Genomic DNA, 17690 nt, shown 5'->3' with positions numbered 1-17690 from the left:
GGACTCCCGGGAGCCGTGGCGCTGGCCGATCCCGGTCCGAATCCCACCCCGCAACGAGGACATGCCCTGACCTCCTGCCCTGCGATCGTGCGTCCGCACCCGACGACGACCGGAAGGGACCGGAGACCATGACCACACCACCCTCGCCCGAGCACGCCGACCTGCTCGCCCAGCTCGCCGACGCGCGCGCCGCCCTGACCGGCAGCGTCCGCGGGCTCACCGACGAGCAGGCCGGCCTGCGCCCCACGGTCAGCGCGCTGTGCCTGGGCGGGCTGATCAAACACGTCGCGTCCATGGAGGACACCTGGCTGCGGTTCGTCGCCGAAGGCCCCTCGGCGATGCTCTACGACCTGCCCGACGGCGTCACCTGGGCCGACCTCGGAGCAGGCACCGCCCGCGAGATCCCGCAGTGGGCGCAGGACTACCAAAACGACTTCCTGATGCGGCCCGGAGACACCCTGGCCCCGATCCTGGAGCGCTACGAGCGCATCGCGGTCCGCAGCGAAGAGATCATCACCGCCGTGCCCGACCTGTCGGCCACCCAGCCGCTGCCCGAAGCGCCCTGGAACGAGCCCGGAGCGGTCTACAGCGCGCGGCGGGTGCTGGCGCACGTCATCGCCGAAACCGCGCAGCACGCCGGGCACGCCGACATCCTGCGCGAGACGCTCGACGCGGAAAGGACCAGCCCCGCCCGATGACCGTTCTGGACACCCGGACGCTCAACCGCGCGACGCTGGCCCGGCAACTGCTGCTCGACCGCGCCGACATGCCCGCCCTCGACGCCGTCGCGCACCTGTGCGGCCTGCAGGCGCAGGAACCCCAGGAACCGTTCGTCGCTCTGTGGTCGCGGCTGCGCGGATTCACCCCGGCCGCGCTGTCGGACCTGCTGACCGGGCGGCACGTCGTGCGCACCCACCTGATGCGCCGCACCGTCCACCTCGTCACCGCCGACGACGCCGTGGCCTGGCGCGCCCGCCACGACCCCATGCTGCGCCAGCGCGTGCTCGGCACCTACCGCCAGGAGCTAGCCGGAACCGACCTCGACGCGCTCGCCGCCGCGGGCCGGGAGGTGATGGCCGACGGCCAACCGCGCTCGATGAGCGAACTCGCGCGGACTCTCGCCGACCGGTGGCCCGAACCCGGGCCGCGGGCGCTGGGGGAGATGCTGGTCGCCGCGCTCATCCCGATGGCGCAGCTGCCGCCGCGCGGCCTGTGGCGCACCAAAGCGGGCGTGCGCAACCTCCCGCTCGCCGCGTGGCTGGGCCGCGACATCGACCCGCCCGCCCCCGACGGCGGCGACCCCGTCGGCCAGGCGCTGGTGCGCCGCTACCTGGCCGCCTTCGGCCCCGCCGCCTCGGCCGACCTGCGCGCCTGGTGCGGGCTGGCCGGACTGCCCGCCGCGGTCGCCGCCCTGCGCGGCGAACTGGTCTCCTTCCGCGACGAACGCGGCCGGGAACTGCTCGACCTGCCCGTCGCACCACGCCCCGAGCCGGACACGCCCGCGCCGGTGCGGTTCCTGCCCGCGTTCGACAACGCGCTGCTCGGCTACCACGACCGCAGCCGGATCGTCGACGACGACCACCGCGGCCTGTCGGTCGCCGGAGCCCGGGTCGTGCTGGTCGACGGCCGGGTCTCGGCGACCTGGACCGTCGAGGACGGCACGGTGATCGTCACCCCGCTGCGCCGCATGTCTCGCGCCGAGCGCGCCGAGGTCGGCGAGCAGGGCGGGCAGGTGGCGTCGTTTCTGTCCGATCAGGACAGCGACCGCGTGCGGATCGGGCCGGGGTGACCGGAAAATCGGTGGAGGTCCCGGCCGCCTGCGCCGTAGCCTTCCCGGCGTGATGCAGCAGTTCTTCTTCCGCCTCAGCTGACTCGCCCCCGAGTCCCGGCGCCGCGCCCCGCGCTCGGCGCCTGTCGAGTCATACCTGAAGGAGAACCCATGCTGCTGCTCGTCTCCGGCGCGTCCGGCGTCGGCAAGACCACCGCGCGCCTGCACGCGCGCCACCTGTTCGAGCGCCGTCAGCTCGACAGCACCTACGAGACCGCCGAGCTGTTCACGCTCGGCCCGATCCCGGCCGTGCCGACCATCGCCTGGCGCCAGCAACAGGTCGAAACCGCGGTGCGGCGCGCGATCGCCCTCGAAGCCGAAGGCAGGCACCTGCTGTTCGCCGGCGACCCGGTGCCGGTCGGTGAGGCGCTGGCCGCGCCGAGCGCCGACCGGATCGACATCGCCGCGTGCCTGCTCGACGCCGACGAGGAAACCCACCTCGCCCGGCTCGCGCGGCGAGCGGAACCCGAGGAGCTGATCCCGCTCCACCGGGGATTCGCGGCCTGGCTGCGGGCGCACGCCACCGACCCCGGGCACGTCCCGGAGGCGGTCACCACCGATTCCTGGGAGGAGATGCGCTGGGAGCGGTGGGTCGGCCGCACGCCAGGGCCGGAGTGGGCGATGACGGTCCTCGACACCTCGCGGCTCACCCCCGAGCAGGCGGGGGCCGCGGTCGCCGACTGGTGCCGGCGCGCGGTCGCCGGGGAGGCCCCGGTCTTCCGCGCCGGCTGGTTCAAGTGACGAAACAGTACCCATAATCAATCGATAGGGAAGTTTGAGGAGTGATAGGTTCCGTTGTGTCCCTGATCGAGCAGCGATGAGGAAGCGGGCACATGCGCGGGATCTATCGATCCGAGACCGGAGCCAGGCTGCTGCGCGAGCAATACCAGCACGCGCTGCAGCACTGGCCGGTCGACAACCAGCACCACCGCATCCCGACCCCCGAAGGCGAGACGTTCGTCGTCACCTCCGGCCCGGCGACAGCGCCACCCCTGGTCCTGCTGCACGGCTCCGGCGCCAACACCACCCAGTGGAGCGACCGGATCAGCAGCCTGGCCGAGCACTTCCGCGTCCACGCCGTCGACCTCATCGGCGAACCCGGCCTCAGCGCACCGGCCCGGCCGCCGCTGGCCTCCGACCGGCACGCCCGGTGGCTCGACGCCGTCCTGGACGCCCTCGGCATCCAGCAGACCCCGATCATGGGAATCTCCCTCGGCGGCTGGATCGCCCTGGACTACGCCACCCGCCGCCCCGGCCGGGTGCGGCGCCTCGCGCTGACCTGCCCCCTCGGGATCGGCAGGCAGAAAACCGGCTTCCTGCTCACCACCGCACTGCTCGGCCTGCTCGGCGAACGGGGCAGACGCCGCTCGGTGACCACCACGCTCGGCCCCGGCCTGTCGGCCCTGCCCCCGGAACTCGCCGGACCGGTCGTCGACCAGGTGCGGCTGGTCAGCCGCAACTACCGGTACCGGATGGAAAAACTGCCCGTCTTCGACGACACCGCCCTGCGGCGGCTGACCATGCCCCTGCACGTGCTGCTCGGCGAACGCGACGTCATGGTCGACTCCCGCCACGCCCGGCAGCGGCTCCGCACCACCGCACCGCACGCGACCGTGCAGGTGCTGCCCGGCGTCGGTCACTTCATCCCACCGCAGGAAGCCGCCGAGCTCGCGTTCCTCACCAACCCCTGAATTGGCCCAGCCGAAACACCCGGAATCGGATCTGGAACGAGGCCGCTGCGCGCTCGTACCGTGCGGTGGTGCTCCTCCTGCGAACCCGGTGGTCACCCGGCCCGGACGCCGGCACCGACCAGCCCGTGCTGGTGACCATCACCGACTACACCAGCAACACCCACCGCGACCTGCCCGGCATCGTGCGCGCCGGCCTGCGGCTGCGCCGCGCCTGGCCCGCCCTCGACGGCGCCGTCGGCGTGTGGCTGTGGACGATCCCCCGGCAGCGGCGCGCCGGATCAGTGGCCGTGTGGACCGGCACCGAGGCGCTGCGACGGTTCGTCGGCCTGCCCGACCACGTCGCGATCATGCGCCACTACCACCCTCGCGGCCGGACCCGCTCGACCCGCTGGGAACACGCCACCGCCGACCCCGCCGGGATCTGGAGCGACGCCCACCGCCAGCTGCGGCAGGCATGAAAAAGCGGGGCGGGCGCCCACCGGCACCCGCCCCGCGCACGCCGCGGACTACCGCGACGCGACCAGCTCGTCGAACGACGGGAACTTCTCCGCCGTGTCGGTGTTGAGGAACTCGCCCACCCAGCCGTCGTCGTCGTGGAAGAACCGGATCGCCACGAAGTCCGGCTCCACGCCCATGTCGAACCAGTGCGTGGTGTTGGCGGGCACGCTCAGCAGATCCCCCGCCTCGCACAGCATCGCGTACACCCGGTCGCCGATGTGCAGGTAGAACACCCCGGCACCCCGCGCGAAGAACCGGTCCTCGTCATCGTCGTGGGTGTGCTCGGACAGGAACTTCTCCCGCGCCGCCTTGGCCTTGGCCGGCCACTCCGGGTCCGCCGACGGCGCCATCACCGCCGCGTCCACCTTGATGTAGCCCTCGCGGTCGATGACCTCGTCGACCTCGGCCCGGTAGGCCGCCAGCACCTCCTCCGACGACGGCCGCTCGGGCAGCTCCCGCAGCTCCCACCGCGAGAACCGCACCCCGAACTGCTTGAGCACGTCGGTGATCTCCCGCGGATCCTCCGTCTTGAGCTCCACAGTGGACGGATCCGAGTCCGGCCACACCGTCAGCAACGACATCCGATCGCCTCCTACGTCAGTCGGTTTCCAGCGCGAACCGCAACAACCACTCCAGGCATTCGGTGCGGTGCCGGGCCTGCCGCAGGTCCTCACCCCACACGTACACCCCGTGCCGGGCCACGATCAACGCCGGCGTCGCCGGATCGAAACCCGCCTCGAACGCCGCGCCCAGCACCGACATGTCCTGGCTGTTGGGCACCACCGGCACGGTCATCACGTCACCGTGCGCACCGCGCCCCAGCCCCTTGAGCATCTCCAGATCACGCAGCACCACCCCGTCCGGCCACCGCTGCGCGGCCAGCACCGGAGCCATCATGTGCACGTGCACCACCGCGCCCGCACCCGAGACCTCGGCGATGCGGGCGTGCAGACCGGCCTCCGCCGACGGGCGCGACGCCGGATTCGGCTGGTCGGGCACCGCGGCCCCCGCCGCGTCCACCACGACCACGTCGTCGGCGCCCAGCTCGCCCTTGTCCACGCCGCTGACCGTCACCGCCAGCCGCAGCGGATCCCGGCCCAGCGTCATCGACAGGTTCCCCGACGTGCCGCGCATCCAGCCCAGTCCCGCGAACCGCGCCGACTCCGCGGCCAGCGCCGCCCCGGCCTCGCGCAACCCCACCGCGCTCACGCCACCACCTCGATGTCGATCTCGTCGAAACCGCCCACCACCGGATGCGCCCCGAAATCGGCGTCGGCGAACGGTTCCCCCGCACGCGCCAGACCCACCGCGCGCCAGCCCGCCGCCACCGCGGCGTCCAGCTCGGCGGGCACGTCCGACAGGAACACCACCTGCTCCGGCCGCGGACCACCCAGCCCCGCCGCGATCGCCTCGTAGGAGGCCCGCTCCCGCTTCGGGCCCGCGTTGACCGTGTCGAAGTGCGCCGCGAACAACGGCCGCAGATCACCCGAGGTCGTGTTCGAAAACGACGCCACCTGACCGGCCACCGACCCCGACGAGAACACCGCCAGCCCCAGGCCCCGGTCCTTCCACGCCCGCAGGTTCGGCACCACATCGCCGAAGTAGTCGGTGACCAGCTCGCCGCGCGCGTAGCCGTCCTGCCAGATCAACCCCTGCAACGCCTTCAACGGCGCGGCCTTGCGGTCGGCGTCCATCCAGCCGTGCAGCACCGCCACGACCTCCGCCGTCCCGGCGTCGGGCGCCAGCCCCGCCTCGGCGCGGACCTCGGCCACCGCGTCCCGCACCACCGGATCATCCGGGTGCGCCTCGATCCACGGGCCCAGCCGGGGCCGCGCGTAGTCGTAGAGCACCACGTGCACCTGGCTCGTCGGCGTCAACGTGCCCTCGATGTCGACCACGACCCACCGGGCCGCCACGGACGCGCTCACCCCTGCTCCTTCCAGTACTCGCCGACCCGCTCGGGCGCGAACACCCCGCGGTCGGTCGCGATCGAGGTGACGAAACGCGGGGGAGTGACGTCGAACGCCGGATACAGGCCCTTGACCCGCTCGGTGGCCGTGCGGGTACCCAGCGCGTGCAGCACCTCGTCGCCGTCGCGGTACTCGATCGGCACGTCCGAGCCCGTCGGCGAGCCCCGGTCCGGCGCGTGGCACAGCGCGTGGAACGGCACCCCGAACGCCTGCGCGGCCACCGCCAGCTGCAACGTGCCCACCTTGTTGATCACGTGCCCGTCGAGGGTGACCCGGTCGCTGGCGGTCACCAGCGCGTCCACCCGGCCCTCGCTGAACAGCGACGCCCCCATGCCGTCGGTGACCAGCGTGGTGTCCACGCCCATCTCGGCCAGCGTCTCCGCGGTCAGCCGCGCCCCCTGCAGGTACGGGCGGGTCTCGGTGCAGAAGAACACCGGCCGCTTTCCCCGCGCCAGCGCCGCCTGCACCATCCCCACCAGGTACAGATCACCCCAACAATGCGTCAGAACCCGGGCCTCGTCGGGCAGCAGCGCCGCGGCGGCCTCGCCCAGCTCGCGGCTGCGCCGCCGGTAGTCCTCGTCCCCGGCGCGGGCGCCTGCCAGCGCCGCTTCCACCAGATCGCCCCCGGGATCGGCGTCCAGCGCCGCCAGCACCCAGCCGACCGCCTTGCGCGGCTGGTCGTTGGTCGGCCGCGTCGCCACGAACCGCCTGCCCGCCTCGCCCATCCGCTCCCGCGCGGACGGGCCCCCGGCGATCTCCCGCGCCGCCAGCACCATCCCCCACAGCGTCGCGAAGTACGGGCCGGAGGACTGGGTCACCATGTCCTCGATCGCCCTGGCGACCTCCTCGGCGGTGCGGGCGTGCACCCACGTCCGCTCGAACGGGAACACCCGGCGGTCGAGGATGTGCACCCCGTCGTCGGCCAGCCGCACGCTGTCGGCCAGCACCGGGAGACCGGTGTCCTGGGGGCTCAACGTCATCGATGTCCTCAGTGGAACTCGGGAACAGCCAACCCGCCCAGACTAGGCGATCCCGGCCCGCGGCCTCGAAGTCGATCCAGATCCCGGGACACCCGCCGCTGCTACCGTTGAAGATCATCACGTCCGGAAAGGCTGCCCGTGCCCCGACCCCTCGAACTGCCCAGCCACGGCCTCACCGACCAGATCATCACCGTGCGCGAACTGGCCGACCGCGACGCCGACGCCTTCGCCGCGGGCAGCGCCGACGACGCCGTGCGCCGCTTCGCGCACCTCCCGCTGGAGCACTACACGCCCGGCACCGTGCGAGAGCAGATCCGCGGCGTCATCGCCGACGGGCTGCGCAGCGGGCAACTGGCGGTCCTGGCCATCGCCGACGCCACCGACGACCGGTTCCTCGGCTCGATCACCCTGTTCGGCATCACCGGCGACACCGCCGAGATCGGGTTCTGGCTCACCCCGGACGCACGCGGCACCGGCGCCACCAACCGCGCGATCGCGCTCGTCGCCGCCTGGGCGCACGAACACGGCATCCGCGAACTCGGCGCCCGCGCCGACATCGACAACCACGCCTCCCAGCGCGTGCTGGAACGCAACGGCTTCCGCACCGACGGCGAACCCGTCACCGGCACCGCGCCCTCCGGGCACACGATCACCGGGCTGCACTACCGGCGCACCACCCGCTGACCCGGACCACGCCCGGGTCAGCGGGCGCGGATCAGCGGCGCTTCTTCGGCGGATCCTTGCGCAGCAGGTCCGGCCCGATGATCTTGCGGACCACCCGGCGCACCAGGCTGCGCTTCTTGACCGGCACCGCGGGCTTGGCCGCCTGCGCGGGCGGCGAAGCCGGAACGGGCGCGGGCCGGGGGACGGGAGCGGGGATAGGGTCGGTCACCAGCGCCGCCGCACCGGACGGCGTCGGTGGTTCGGGGCTGAGCCGCTTGGCGAACTCCGGCTGCTCACCCCTGATCGCCGGGATGTAGGGCTGGGTCACCTCGACCCGGTCCGGCGGGGGAACCCGCCCGGGCGAGGCCGGACCCACCGGGGCCATCGCCTCGTCCAGGGGCAGTTCCCCGACGATGCGGGTGGTCACCGGCCCGGCGTCCGGTCGCGCTTGTTCCTGCTGCGCTTCCATCGGGACCATCGGCTGGAACCAAGGTCGTGCAAGGTCGTCTTGAAGTGTCATCCGTATCGACTCTGAGGAAGCAAACGGCCAGTGTCGCCGGAGGTCACCCTTCCGGCGCGTCAGACCTTACCGGTAACGGACCGGTAAAGCACCACCCCTGTCCCAGCCCGATCCTGAGATCATCCGGGCCACACCCACCCGGCGACCACGACACCGCTGGTGAGCGGGCACACCGGCCGGCGGCGGCAAAACCCGGTATCGGTGGTCACACCCGGCCGCATAGCCTCGCCCGGTGCGAGACCTGACCCTGCTGCCCAAAGCGCACCTGCACGTCCACCTCGAAAGCACCGTCAGCGCCTCGACGCTGCGCGAGATCGGCGACGCCAACGGCGTCACGGTGCCCGCCGAGACCACCGGTTTCGCCGGCTTCCGGCAGTTCGCCGACCACAACGCGCTGGTCCGCGACTGCCTGCGCAGGCCGGAGGACTTCGCCCGCGTCGCGCGCGAGTTCTGCCACGCCGAAGCCGCCCACGGCACCCGCTACGCCGAGGTCACCTTCACCGCCGCCGCCCACGGCGAACGGCTCGGCCACCCCGAGATGCCGCTGGAAGCCGTGCTCGACGGCCTGGCCCGCGGCCAGGCCGAGACCGGGCTCGAATGCCGGGTGCTGCTCGACCACTCCCGCCGCCGGTCGGTCGAACGAGCCTGGTCGACGCTGCGGCTGGCCACCCGCTACGAGCAGGTGATCGCGATCGGCATGGCAGGGGAGGAGTCCTACCCGCTCGCACCGTTCGCCGACGTCGTCGACGCCGCCCACGACGCGGGCGTGCACCTGGTCCACCACGCGGGCGAGGCCCGCGGCGCCGAGAGCATCCGCGAAGCGATCACCACCGGCCGCACCCGCCGCCTCGGCCACGGCATCCGCGTCCTCGACGACCCCGGCCTCGTCGCCGAGGTCCGCGACCTCGGCCTGCCCCTGGAGGTCTGCCCGTCGTCGAACATCGCCCTCGGCTTCACCGCCTCGGCCGCCGAGCATCCGCTGCCGCGGCTGCGCGACGCCGGACTGCGCGTCACCGTCAACACCGACGTGCCCGCCGTCATCGACACCACCCTGACCCGCGAGTACGAACTCGTGCGCGACACCTTCGGCTACACCGACCACGACCTGGCCGACCTCGCGCGCACCGCGATCGACGCGTCGTTCGCCCCGGAGGACACCAAGCGGCGCCTGCACCGCGAGACCGACGAGTGGCTCGCCGCGGGACCCTGAGACGCGGGGCTACCAGTGCGCGGGCCTGGCCAGCGCCGGCGGAACCGTGGTCGCCGCGTCGCCCCGAGCGGCGTTGAGCTGAGCCTGGGTCAGGAACAAGCAGTCGGTCAGATCCGCCCCGCGCAGATCGGCGTCGCGGAAGTCCGCGCCGATCACATCCGCCGAACGCAGATCAGCACCCCGCAGATCGGCCGCGATCAGATACGCCCCGCGCAGGTTCGCGCCCCGCAGATCAGCATTGCGCAGCCGGGCACCCATGAGATCAGCACCCCGGCGGTTCTTGCCCCGTCCGCCGAACCCGGCCCGCACCAGCTCGCTGGTGCGCAGCAGCAGGACGTTGACCTCGGCGCGCTGCGCGGCGACGTCCAGCGCGACCAGTTCCTCGGCGCTGGTGCGGGTCAGGCGGTCGACCTCGGCGCGCGCCTGCCGCAGCTGCTCGTGCACGGGCTCGGCCCGCGGCAGGGTCAGCGCCTCACCGAGGTAGGCCAGCAGCTCGTGCAGCTGGCGCATCACGCCGAACACCTCGAACATCCGCCGCGCCGTGCCCGGGTGCTGCCGCCAGTCCCGGCCGCCGAAGGTGACCTGCGAGACCTTCTGCCCCGCGCCGAAGCACTCGAAGACCGTGCAGCCGGCGAACCCGTTGTCCCGCAACCGGGAATGGATCCCGCACCGGAAGTCGGCCAGCAGGTTGCGGCACGGCGTGCCCGCGTCCTTGTCGACCGGGAAGTCCGCCGAGGCGGTGAAGGGCAGTGCCACGCAGCACAGCCCGAAACAGCTGCCGCAGTCGGAACGCAGTTCGGCGTCGGAGGTCGGGGACAACGGTGCGGATCTCCCGGGTTTGAGGGTGCAACCACCCCATCGTCCCCGCTCCGGCGCGGTGCGGCGATGCCGGGGTGTTGGATGGTCAGGTGGGGCGATTCGACACCGGCGGAGCTGTCGGTGCGCCGACGTCATCGGAAGCCGGGCACTGCGCACCATCAACCTCCTCGGCACGATCGTGCACGAAGCCGGGCACGCCGCGACGAGCCTAGTCGCGGGCGGCGGGGTGCACCGCATGGGGCCTGTGGGTCGGCGCCGGTCTGCTCTGGCCGTGATCGGCCGCGTCGAGCGCGACGGCGGCTGCGACAGCCATCCGGCCTCACCTGGATTCAAGCCGCCCCAACGGGCCGACGCCCTCCGACAACGCCGTCCAGCTCGCCCCCTCGACGCCGAGCGCGTGGCGGAGGTAGGCCCAGGTGACCCGCTGGACCAGGGCGACCCGCTCCGGGCTGTCGTCGGTGGTTTCCCGAGCCTCGTAGCCGGGGATGCCGCCCAGCGAGTGCTCAGCGCCGAACACGGTGAGCAGGCTCTTGCCGCCAGGACTCAGGAAGTACGGGTCCGCCGTCCAATCCGGACCCCGGACGGTCAGCGGCAGGTCATCCCGATCTCCGGCGACCACCAGCGCCGGCGTGGTCATGTCCGCGAAATCCGGGTTCATGAAGGGGAAGTTCTCGGCGGCGAACGGCGTCAGGTCCGCTCCGCCACGCCCGGCCGTGGCCAGCAGCACGCCCGCTTTCACCCGCGGGTCGGACAGGTCCTCGGCCACCCCGGTCCGCGGATCGCGGACCCGCAAACCCAGCAGGGTTCCCGCGGTCTGCCCGCCGAAGGAGTGCCCTGCCGCCGCGATGCGGCTGCGGTCCACGCGCCCGGCGAGGCCGGGAACGGCGTCTTCCAGTAGAGGGAGCTGGTCGAGGACGCGCTTGACGTCCTCGTTGCGGAAGCGCCAGATCCGCGGTGTGCGGGGATCGTCCTGGCCGATGCCCAGCGTCCGGGAGTCGAGGTGGGTCGGCTGGATCACCACGAAGCCGTGCGCGGCCCAGAAGTCGGTCAACGGCCCGTAGCCGTCCAGCGACGAGCCGAAGCCGTGCGAGAACACGACAACCGGCAGCTCACTGCCGGTCGCGGGCGCCGACACGCGCACGCGCAGGTCGTCCCCGCGGCCCGGCGCCGGTAAGACCACCGGCTTCACCGAGACGACGGGGGAGGATGCAGCGGTCATGGAACTTCCTTCGTGGCTGGGTCGCTGATCTGCCACCATGAGGAAACGGGACAGTGTCCCGTTTGAAGATACGGGACACTGTCCCGGTTATCCAGGACAGTGGGAGGAAGAGCGTGGTGAGCGACAGCGATCGGGGCACGGCCCGGCCCAGGCGGGCCGACGCGCGGCGCAACGCGGAGACCCTGCTCGACGCGGCCGCCGCGGTCTTCGTCGCATCCGGCGTCAACGCGCCGATGCGCGACATCGCGGCCGAAGCCGGGGTCGGCACGGCCACGATCTACCGGCACTTCCCGACACGAGCGGATCTGATCATCGCCGTCTACCAGCACCAGGTCGAATCCCTCGCCGAAGCCGGCACCGACCTGCTGGCGACCAGCCCGACCCCCTACGCCGCGCTCGGCGAATGGATCGGCCGCTTCGTCGATTTCGTGATCACCAAGCAGGGGCTCGCCACCGTGCTCCAGTCCGACGACCCCTGCTACGACCCCCTGCACTCCTACTTCCTCGACCGCCTCGTACCCGTGTGCACGCGACTGCTCGACGCCGCAGCCGAGGCGGGCGAGATCCACGCAGGCCAGGACGCCTACGAGCTGATGCGCGGCGTCGGTGGCCTGTGCGCGGGCGCGGGCGACAACCCCCGCTACGACGCGCGCCGGCTGGTCGGCCTGCTCATCGCGGGACTGCGCCGGCCGCGGTGACCGTCAGCCGTCGAGCGCGGCCTGCAGGTCCGCGCGGGTGGCATCGTCGAGCGCGGCATGCCACACAGCGTGGCGGAGGTGTTCGCGCAGGGCGTCGAGCTGCTGCTGGACAGCGGAGGCCGTGGTGGTCCGGGTGGCCAGTTCCTGTTTGAGGGAGCCGAGTTCGTCGTGCAGGGGACGCATAGGTGCGGGTGGCTTCGGTGAGCTGGCCGTTGATTTCGGCGACGCGCTTGTCGGCGTCGCGCTGGGCGGCTTCGCGTTCGGCCACGGCCTGATCGCGGTCCTGAGTGGATTGAGCGGCCAGCTGCTGCGCGGCCTCGCCGACGGGACCGGCGCCGGCAAGTACGTCGCGCGCGTGGCCGACTAACGCCGGCCCTCATGACCGCCTCCAGGTTCGACCGCCTGGGCCGACTGATCGGCGTTCGTGATCACAGCGATTGCGCGTTGCCGCTTGTTGGTGCCCTCGTGCCGACGTGTCATGGAAACGACGACGGCAACAAAGGAAAGGACACGAACGTGCGTGGTGTGGTGAACACTCCCACTCCGGACATGCCGGACCCGGTCGAGATCCAGCAGGTGCCGTACCCGGAGCCCGCGGACGACCAGGTACTGCTCCAAGTCGGAGCCTTCTCGGTGAACCGCGGCGAGCTGGCCTTGATCGCCAATCGCCGGCCCGGATGGCGGCCCGGGCAAGACGTGGCCGGCGTCGTACTGCGGGAAGCCGCCGACGGGTCCGGCCCGCCGGTCGGCACGCGCGTCGTCGGCATGGTGGACCAGGCCGGATGGGCCGAGCAGGTCGCGCTGAGTACCTCACGCCTGACCGCCCTGCCGGATGAGGTCTCCATCGAGCAAGCAGCGGCACTGCCGATGGCAGGGCTCACCGCATTGCGCACGCTGCGCTTGGGCGGCGACCTGCTGGGACGCCGGGTCCTGATCACCGGTGCCAACGGCGGGGTCGGGCGGTTCCACATCGAGCTCGCCGCGGCCGCGGGCGCGCGCGTCACCGCCGTGACCACCCGACTCGACAAGGCCGACGAGCTGACCGCACTCGGCGCCGACTCCGTAGTGGGCACGGTGGGCGACGCCGAGGACACCTTTCACCTCGTGCAGGAATCGGTCGGCGGCTCCTCACTCGTCGACGCCATCGCCAAGATCGCCCCACGCGGGACTGTCGTCGTCCTCGGCAACAGCTCGAACGAGCCCGCGCCGATCAGCGTGTACGACTTCATCGGGCACGAAGGCGCCCGGCTGCAGAACTACATGTCGTACCAGGCAGGCCAGGCCGATGACGCCGACCTGCGGATCCTCGTCGAACTGGTCGCCAGTGGCAGGCTCAACCCGACACTCGGTCACGTGGCCGACTGGACGGAGCTGAACTCCGCACTCATCGCGCTGCGGGAACGCAAAATCGAGGGCGGAAAGGTCGTCCTCACCGTCCCGCACACCGCGTGAATCACTAGGACATCTCGACGACCTCGCGGCACGACTCGATCAACAACTCGACCTCGGAACTCGGCGCCGGCCCGGTCACCAGTGCGGTCACGACCGGAACCGGTGGGTCGACCAGGGGTATGAGCCTGACTTTCGCACTGGCCGGCCGAACGTATTCGCTGTCGGCCACCACCGTCCACGCCGGGACACCCTGACCAAGTTCGGCCAGGGTGTCCTGGAGTGTGGTGAACGCGGCGCCCATGACCGGATCGAAACCCGCCGCGTTGCAAGCAGCCACGACCAAGTCGACGAACGACGGATTCCGCTCATGTGGCACCAGCCGAAGCGGAAGGTCGGCGAGCTGGCCGAGCCGCAGCGCGTCGTGATCCCCGAGCGGGTGCGTGCAGGGCAAGGCGACCATGAGGTCGTCCTGCCACAGTGGAGCCACACGCAAACCGGGCAGGGTTCGCACCGCGCGGGCGAACGCGGCATCCAGGCGGCCGGAACGGACGTCGTTCAACCTGTTCACCACGGGAAGCCGCGCCAGCTGCGCACGCAGTACCGGGCTCTTCGACGTCAGCCGCTCAAGGACGGCGTCAAGTCGGCGGCCCAACCCGGACGCCGTACCCAGGCGGAGCATGACCGGGTCGTCCTCAACACCGCGTGCTGCCGCAACAACCCCGTCAGCCGCGTCCAGCACCCGCCTGGCCGCCGGCAGTACCCGTGTGCCCGCATCAGTGAGTTGCACCTGTCGGCGAGACCTGTCGAACAGCTGGACACCGAGCTGCCGTTCGAGCCGCTGGATCTGCTGGGTGACCGCGGACTGGACGATGTGCAGCCGCTCCGCGGCCCTCCCGAAGTGAAGCTCCTCCGCGACGACGACGAAGTACTGAAGTTGCCGCAGGTCCATGGCCGCCCCGTTCACCGCGTCGACTTTGCCCCAGCCGCTCGGGGACCCATCCTAAACTTCAGGCTTGCTCGCCCAGGTCCCGGCGAACACGTCATCGTCAGAGGCTTCGGGGCCGAGACCCGCGCGCAGGCGCCAGGGGTGCAGGGCGGTTCGCCGATTTGGTCTGTGAGGGCGACGGGGCCGAGGACTTCTTCGATGTTGGCCAGGCAGTTGTACAGGGTTTGCCGGCGGATGCCTAATGCGGCCTCGGGGAACATCGGACAGCGGTTGGCGCTGAGATTGATCATGGTCCGATCGGCGCGAGTGTGCTGACGCGGTTTCTCGTACTCGCGGCGGGCCTTGCGCTGGGCCGGGACAGCAGGGACGCCCTGGCCGCCGTCGAGCGATTGTCCCTTGGTCGAGCGCGGCCCGCTCTGCGGGCTCCAGGTCGGCGGCACGGAGGAAGTCGGCGACCTTGCCCGGCATGTCGAGGGTGACCGGTAGTTCTGGGGCGGGGGCGTCCGGGTCGGCGGACTTGTGCTCGGGCAGGACGTCGGCGACAGCCGTGCGGATGGCGCCGCGGCTGAACTCGCTTGTAGACGAGGTTCGCCACCGGGAGTGCCCTTTCACGCGGAGGATTGGACGTCAAAACCTGTCAGCAATCACCATCGGATCTGATTGGATTCGGGCCCTACCGATCCCGGAAATCCACGGGTCCATTGGACGTCCGGCCGCCCTGTCTTTAAACGATCGTTTGCCGACAGGAGGGCGACGTGTCCGGGTGTTGTAGTCGGGACAGACTGCTGTCTGCCATCGGTGAACACCACCCCGAGCGGGCGCAACGGTCATTACCGTCCAGTCGCATGACGACGGTCACAACCCGTACGGTCGAATACCCGGCCGACAACCTGACGATGATCGGATACCTCGCGCTCCCGGCCGGTACCGAGCGCCGACCCGCAGTCCTGATCGGACCCGAGGGGGTGGGGCTCAGCGATGTCGAACGCCGCCGGGCCGAGGCTCTGGCCGAGCTGGGGTACGTGGCGCTGGCTTTCGACCTCCACGGTGGACGCTATTTGGAAGACCCAGAGGAAATGTTGGCCCGTTGCATGCCGCTGCTCGCCGACCCCGACCGGATGCGAGGAATCGGTCACGCCGCGCTCGACGTGTTGCGTGCCGAACCACGGGCCGACCCCGACCGGACCGCCGCCGTCGGCTACGGCACTGGGGGTGCAGTCGCACTGGAACTCGGTCGCGATGGTGTCGGTCTGCGCGCGATTGGGACAGTCAACGCACTCACCACGGGCCGACCGGGCGAGGCGGCACGCATTCGCTGCCCGGTATGGGCCGGGGTCGGGTCGGAAGACCCGATCATGCCGCCCGCCCAACGGGACGCGTTCACCGCAGAGATGGAGGCTGCGGGCGTCGACTGGCGCCTCGTGGTTTACGGGGGAGCCCTTCACGCCTTCCACCATCCACCGGTCGACCACACGGTACGTCCCGGCGTCGGCTACCACCCACGGCACGCACAGCGAGCCTGGCGTGACGTCGTCGCTCTGCTCGCCGAGTGCCTGCCCGTCACGGATTGATCCGATCGGCTCCTGATGCTCACTTCTGCCCGCCGTCGTCTTCGTCCAGCTCCGACGCCTCTGGGTCGCGCAGCGGGCGCAGGGCGCCGGCGGCCGGGGCTGTAGCGGCCGAGCAGGTTCAGGTTGCGGTGCTTGAGCGGGGAGAGCCGGGCGATGTCCTCGTCCCGGATCTCGTGGCCCTCGGCCTTCAGCTGGGCGACGGCGGCGTCGATGTAGCGGGTCGTCCAGAGCACGATGGCGTTGAGGACCAGGCCGAGCGCGCCAAGCTGGTCCTCCATCCCGTCCCGGTACGCCTGGTGGATGGTGCCGCGCTTGCCGTGGCACACGTCACGGGCGAGCTTGTGGCGGGACTCCTGCACGGTGAGCTGGCGGTTCATCTGCCGGCGGTAGGTGTCGTCCACCGGGTCGACCACGCGCAGCAGGTCGTAGGCGCGGACCTGGTTGGTGACCAGGGAACCGGCGACCTTCAACATGTCCGGCCAGTGCGTGATCAGCTTGTTCAGGTGGACCCGGTTGCGGGCCAGGTCCTCCACCACGCCGTATGTGCCCGTCTCGACGCCGGGCATCGTGGCCCACCAGAACCGCTGGTCGTCCAGGTCGCGGAACCGCGGACTGAAGTTGTAGCCGAGGATCTTGAACAGACCGAACACCATGTCGGAGTACGAGGCGTTGTCGGTCGCCACCATCTCCGGCTTCCTCCCGCCGTCCAGGTTCAGCAGGGCGTCCAGGATGTGCAGCGAGTCGCGCGGGGTGCCGGGCACGACCATCTGCCCGATGCCCGCGACCTGGTCGTTGACCGCGTTGAGCCAGGTGATGCCCCGCTTGAAGCCGAAGTACTTCGGCGACGGTGCCGCGTTCATGGTCCGGACGGGGACGACGAACCGCAACCCGTCCACGGAGGCGAGCAGCCCGTCGCCCCAGAACTGCACGATCGGGATCTCGGCCTGGGCCGCGATCAGCGCGGCGTTCGCCGCGGCGATGGTGTCGGCCCGCAGGTAGTACTGATCGACGTGCACGAGCCGGGCCCGGGTCAACGCCTCGTAGCCGGGGTTGACCGCTGGGGCCAGACCGATGTTCCCCGAGGCCGTAATGTCCTGGCCGTTTCGGCCTTGCTCAAGGCGTGCTGGAACTTCGACAGCAGCCGGTAGGCACCGAGGTCATTGGCGAGCAGCACCTGTCCGCGGATGCCGAGCCGGCGGGCGATGGTCACCGACTCTTGGGCCTGGCCGATCGTCTGCGGTAGCGCCTCCAGCTCCCGGACCGGCGCTCCGGCAGCGGCGACCAAGGCTTGCCCCGCGCTTCGGCCATGGTGCTGGGACAGCCGCTGGTACATCTGCTGGACGCGATCCCGCATTTCCCACTCCTACTCGGAGGCGCGCAGCAGCACGACAACATCGTCGCCGAGCTCTCCGGCGGAAGCAGCTGCCGAAGATTTCCCGCCCGGCTTGTACGGCGGCCTGCGCCAACCGGTGGCCTTGCCTGTCCCGTTCGCGCCGGCGATGGCGACGGCAGCGATCGGAACGCCCTGCTTGGCTCGGAATTCGGCCAGCTCACAACGAATCCGGACTTCCTCCACCGAGGGCAGCCGGTTGTTGACGATATCGCCGAGGAGCGCGCTGGCCTTGACCAGCCGATCCGGCGGGTTCCCGGTGCGCGACAGTTCGAGGGCCACGCTGGTTGCCTTC

General features: G+C 71.3%; 21 protein-coding genes and 1 pseudogene. 11 read left to right on the top strand and 11 right to left on the bottom strand.

What is annotated here, in order from left to right:
- Positions 1-128 precede the first annotated feature (128 nt).
- The 5 genes from ABD691_RS15360 to ABD691_RS15340 all read left to right on the top strand — a co-directional run bounded on the left by ABD691_RS15360 (position 129) and on the right by ABD691_RS15340 (position 3977).
- Positions 129-698: a DinB family protein gene (locus tag ABD691_RS15360; RefSeq protein ID WP_344680356.1), complete on the top strand. Its 570-nt coding sequence runs from the start codon at positions 129-131 to the stop codon at positions 696-698.
- Complete coding sequence (locus tag ABD691_RS15355; protein WP_344680355.1) at positions 695-1789, top strand: winged helix DNA-binding domain-containing protein; 1095 nt, start codon at positions 695-697, stop codon at positions 1787-1789. Before ABD691_RS15360 ends, ABD691_RS15355 begins: the two co-directional genes overlap by 4 nt.
- Positions 1790-1939: 150 nt before the next feature.
- Complete coding sequence (locus ABD691_RS15350; protein ID WP_344680354.1) at positions 1940-2569, top strand: DEAD/DEAH box helicase family protein; 630 nt, start codon at positions 1940-1942, stop codon at positions 2567-2569.
- Between the two features lie 92 nt (positions 2570-2661).
- Positions 2662-3519 carry an alpha/beta fold hydrolase gene (locus tag ABD691_RS15345; RefSeq protein ID WP_344680353.1) on the top strand — a complete coding sequence of 286 codons (858 nt, stop codon included), beginning with the start codon at positions 2662-2664 and terminating at the stop codon, positions 3517-3519.
- Positions 3520-3587: 68 nt separating this feature from the next.
- Positions 3588-3977 (top strand): hypothetical protein, encoded by a 390-nt coding sequence (locus ABD691_RS15340; RefSeq protein ID WP_344680352.1) that lies wholly within the window; start codon positions 3588-3590, stop codon positions 3975-3977.
- A 48-nt stretch (positions 3978-4025) separates the two neighbouring features.
- Here the strand turns inward: ABD691_RS15340 and ABD691_RS15335 are convergent, their stop codons facing one another.
- Genes ABD691_RS15335 through ABD691_RS15320 form a run of 4 tightly spaced genes read right to left on the bottom strand, consistent with a single transcriptional unit; the run spans position 4026 to position 6967 of the window.
- The gene (locus tag ABD691_RS15335; protein ID WP_344680351.1) at positions 4026-4598 is read right to left on the bottom strand and encodes a 1,2-dihydroxy-3-keto-5-methylthiopentene dioxygenase; all 573 of its coding nucleotides are present in this window, start codon (positions 4596-4598) and stop codon (positions 4026-4028) included.
- Between the two features lie 16 nt (positions 4599-4614).
- The gene (mtnB, locus tag ABD691_RS15330; protein WP_425565107.1) at positions 4615-5217 is read right to left on the bottom strand and encodes a methylthioribulose 1-phosphate dehydratase; all 603 of its coding nucleotides are present in this window, start codon (positions 5215-5217) and stop codon (positions 4615-4617) included.
- A gap of 5 nt (positions 5218-5222) precedes the next feature.
- Complete coding sequence (mtnC, locus tag ABD691_RS15325) at positions 5223-5945, bottom strand: acireductone synthase (RefSeq protein WP_344680348.1); 723 nt, start codon at positions 5943-5945, stop codon at positions 5223-5225.
- On the bottom strand, positions 5942-6967 hold the full coding sequence (locus tag ABD691_RS15320) for a s-methyl-5-thioribose-1-phosphate isomerase (protein WP_344680346.1): 1026 nt from the start codon (positions 6965-6967) through the stop codon (positions 5942-5944). The genes mtnC and ABD691_RS15320 overlap by 4 nt, the downstream gene beginning before the upstream one ends.
- A 138-nt stretch (positions 6968-7105) precedes the next feature.
- Between ABD691_RS15320 and ABD691_RS15315 the strand changes: the two genes are divergently transcribed.
- Entirely contained in the window at positions 7106-7651 is a 546-nt protein-coding gene (locus ABD691_RS15315) for a GNAT family N-acetyltransferase (RefSeq protein ID WP_344680345.1), read from the top strand.
- A gap of 31 nt (positions 7652-7682) precedes the next feature.
- Here ABD691_RS15315 and ABD691_RS15310 read toward each other — a convergent pair whose 3' ends face one another.
- Positions 7683-8099 (bottom strand): hypothetical protein, encoded by a 417-nt coding sequence (locus ABD691_RS15310; RefSeq protein WP_344680344.1) that lies wholly within the window; start codon positions 8097-8099, stop codon positions 7683-7685.
- A gap of 283 nt (positions 8100-8382) precedes the next feature.
- On the opposite strand from ABD691_RS15310, the gene add reads away from it, so the two are divergent.
- Positions 8383-9360 carry an adenosine deaminase gene (gene add, locus ABD691_RS15305; protein WP_344680343.1) on the top strand — a complete coding sequence of 326 codons (978 nt, stop codon included), beginning with the start codon at positions 8383-8385 and terminating at the stop codon, positions 9358-9360.
- 9 nt (positions 9361-9369) lie between these two features.
- Here the strand turns inward: add and ABD691_RS15300 are convergent, their stop codons facing one another.
- Both ABD691_RS15300 and ABD691_RS15295 read right to left on the bottom strand, forming a co-directional pair.
- A complete protein-coding gene (locus ABD691_RS15300; RefSeq protein ID WP_344680342.1) occupies positions 9370-10179 on the bottom strand; it encodes a pentapeptide repeat-containing protein in 810 nt (269 codons plus the stop codon).
- A 319-nt stretch (positions 10180-10498) separates the two neighbouring features.
- A complete protein-coding gene (locus tag ABD691_RS15295) occupies positions 10499-11398 on the bottom strand; it encodes an alpha/beta hydrolase family protein (protein ID WP_344680341.1) in 900 nt (299 codons plus the stop codon).
- A gap of 116 nt (positions 11399-11514) precedes the next feature.
- Between ABD691_RS15295 and ABD691_RS15290 the strand changes: the two genes are divergently transcribed.
- From ABD691_RS15290 to ABD691_RS15280, 3 genes are all read left to right on the top strand, one after another.
- A complete protein-coding gene (locus ABD691_RS15290) occupies positions 11515-12096 on the top strand; it encodes a TetR/AcrR family transcriptional regulator (protein ID WP_344680340.1) in 582 nt (193 codons plus the stop codon).
- 124 nt (positions 12097-12220) lie between these two features.
- Positions 12221-12463: a hypothetical protein gene (locus ABD691_RS15285; protein WP_344680339.1), complete on the top strand. Its 243-nt coding sequence runs from the start codon at positions 12221-12223 to the stop codon at positions 12461-12463.
- Positions 12464-12474: 11 nt separating this feature from the next.
- Entirely contained in the window at positions 12475-13548 is a 1074-nt protein-coding gene (locus ABD691_RS15280) for a zinc-binding dehydrogenase (protein ID WP_344680338.1), read from the top strand.
- A 4-nt stretch (positions 13549-13552) separates the two neighbouring features.
- Here the strand turns inward: ABD691_RS15280 and ABD691_RS15275 are convergent, their stop codons facing one another.
- Positions 13553-14452, bottom strand: a complete 900-nt coding sequence (locus ABD691_RS15275; protein WP_344680337.1) for a LysR family transcriptional regulator — start codon at positions 14450-14452, stop codon at positions 13553-13555.
- An 827-nt stretch (positions 14453-15279) separates the two neighbouring features.
- Between ABD691_RS15275 and ABD691_RS15270 the strand changes: the two genes are divergently transcribed.
- On the top strand, positions 15280-16005 hold the full coding sequence (locus ABD691_RS15270; protein ID WP_344680336.1) for a dienelactone hydrolase family protein: 726 nt from the start codon (positions 15280-15282) through the stop codon (positions 16003-16005).
- 19 nt (positions 16006-16024) lie between these two features.
- Here the strand turns inward: ABD691_RS15270 and ABD691_RS15265 are convergent.
- From ABD691_RS15265 to ABD691_RS15255, 3 genes and pseudogenes are all read right to left on the bottom strand, one after another.
- Positions 16025-17096: pseudogene (locus ABD691_RS15265) on the bottom strand (Tn3 family transposase); the annotation flags it as partial.
- Entirely contained in the window at positions 17036-17359 is a 324-nt protein-coding gene (locus tag ABD691_RS15260) for a CdaR family protein (RefSeq protein ID WP_344680335.1), read from the bottom strand. The pseudogene ABD691_RS15265 and the gene ABD691_RS15260, both read right to left, overlap by 61 nt.
- Before the next feature lie 9 nt (positions 17360-17368).
- On the bottom strand, positions 17369-17677 hold the full coding sequence (locus ABD691_RS15255) for a hypothetical protein (RefSeq protein WP_344680334.1): 309 nt from the start codon (positions 17675-17677) through the stop codon (positions 17369-17371).
- Between the last annotated feature and the right edge of the window lie 13 nt (positions 17678-17690).

The sequence above is a fragment of the Saccharopolyspora taberi genome, assembly GCF_039534165.1.
Classification (GTDB): domain Bacteria; phylum Actinomycetota; class Actinomycetes; order Mycobacteriales; family Pseudonocardiaceae; genus Saccharopolyspora_D; species Saccharopolyspora_D taberi.
The sequence above is the reverse complement of the archived record's forward strand: the minus strand, read 5'-3'. Positions and strand labels throughout refer to the sequence as shown.

Bases quoted from the DNA above. Each gene is read 5' to 3' on its own strand.
- ABD691_RS15355 (WP_344680355.1), top strand. From the start codon at position 695: ATGACCGTTCTGGACACCCGGACGCTCAACCGCGCGACGCTGGCCCGG.
- ABD691_RS15295 (WP_344680341.1), bottom strand. From the start codon at position 11,398: ATGACCGCTGCATCCTCCCCCGTCGTCTCGGTGAAGCCGGTGGTCTTA.
- ABD691_RS15345 (WP_344680353.1), top strand. From the start codon at position 2,662: ATGCGCGGGATCTATCGATCCGAGACCGGAGCCAGGCTGCTGCGCGAG.
- ABD691_RS15260 (WP_344680335.1), bottom strand. From the start codon at position 17,359: ATGCGGGATCGCGTCCAGCAGATGTACCAGCGGCTGTCCCAGCACCAT.
- ABD691_RS15335 (WP_344680351.1), bottom strand. From the start codon at position 4,598: ATGTCGTTGCTGACGGTGTGGCCGGACTCGGATCCGTCCACTGTGGAG.
- ABD691_RS15350 (WP_344680354.1), top strand. From the start codon at position 1,940: ATGCTGCTGCTCGTCTCCGGCGCGTCCGGCGTCGGCAAGACCACCGCG.
- ABD691_RS15280 (WP_344680338.1), top strand. From the start codon at position 12,475: ATGACCGCCTCCAGGTTCGACCGCCTGGGCCGACTGATCGGCGTTCGT.
- ABD691_RS15310 (WP_344680344.1), bottom strand. From the start codon at position 8,099: ATGGAAGCGCAGCAGGAACAAGCGCGACCGGACGCCGGGCCGGTGACC.
- ABD691_RS15270 (WP_344680336.1), top strand. From the start codon at position 15,280: ATGACGACGGTCACAACCCGTACGGTCGAATACCCGGCCGACAACCTG.
- ABD691_RS15360 (WP_344680356.1), top strand. From the start codon at position 129: ATGACCACACCACCCTCGCCCGAGCACGCCGACCTGCTCGCCCAGCTC.
- ABD691_RS15320 (WP_344680346.1), bottom strand. From the start codon at position 6,967: ATGACGTTGAGCCCCCAGGACACCGGTCTCCCGGTGCTGGCCGACAGC.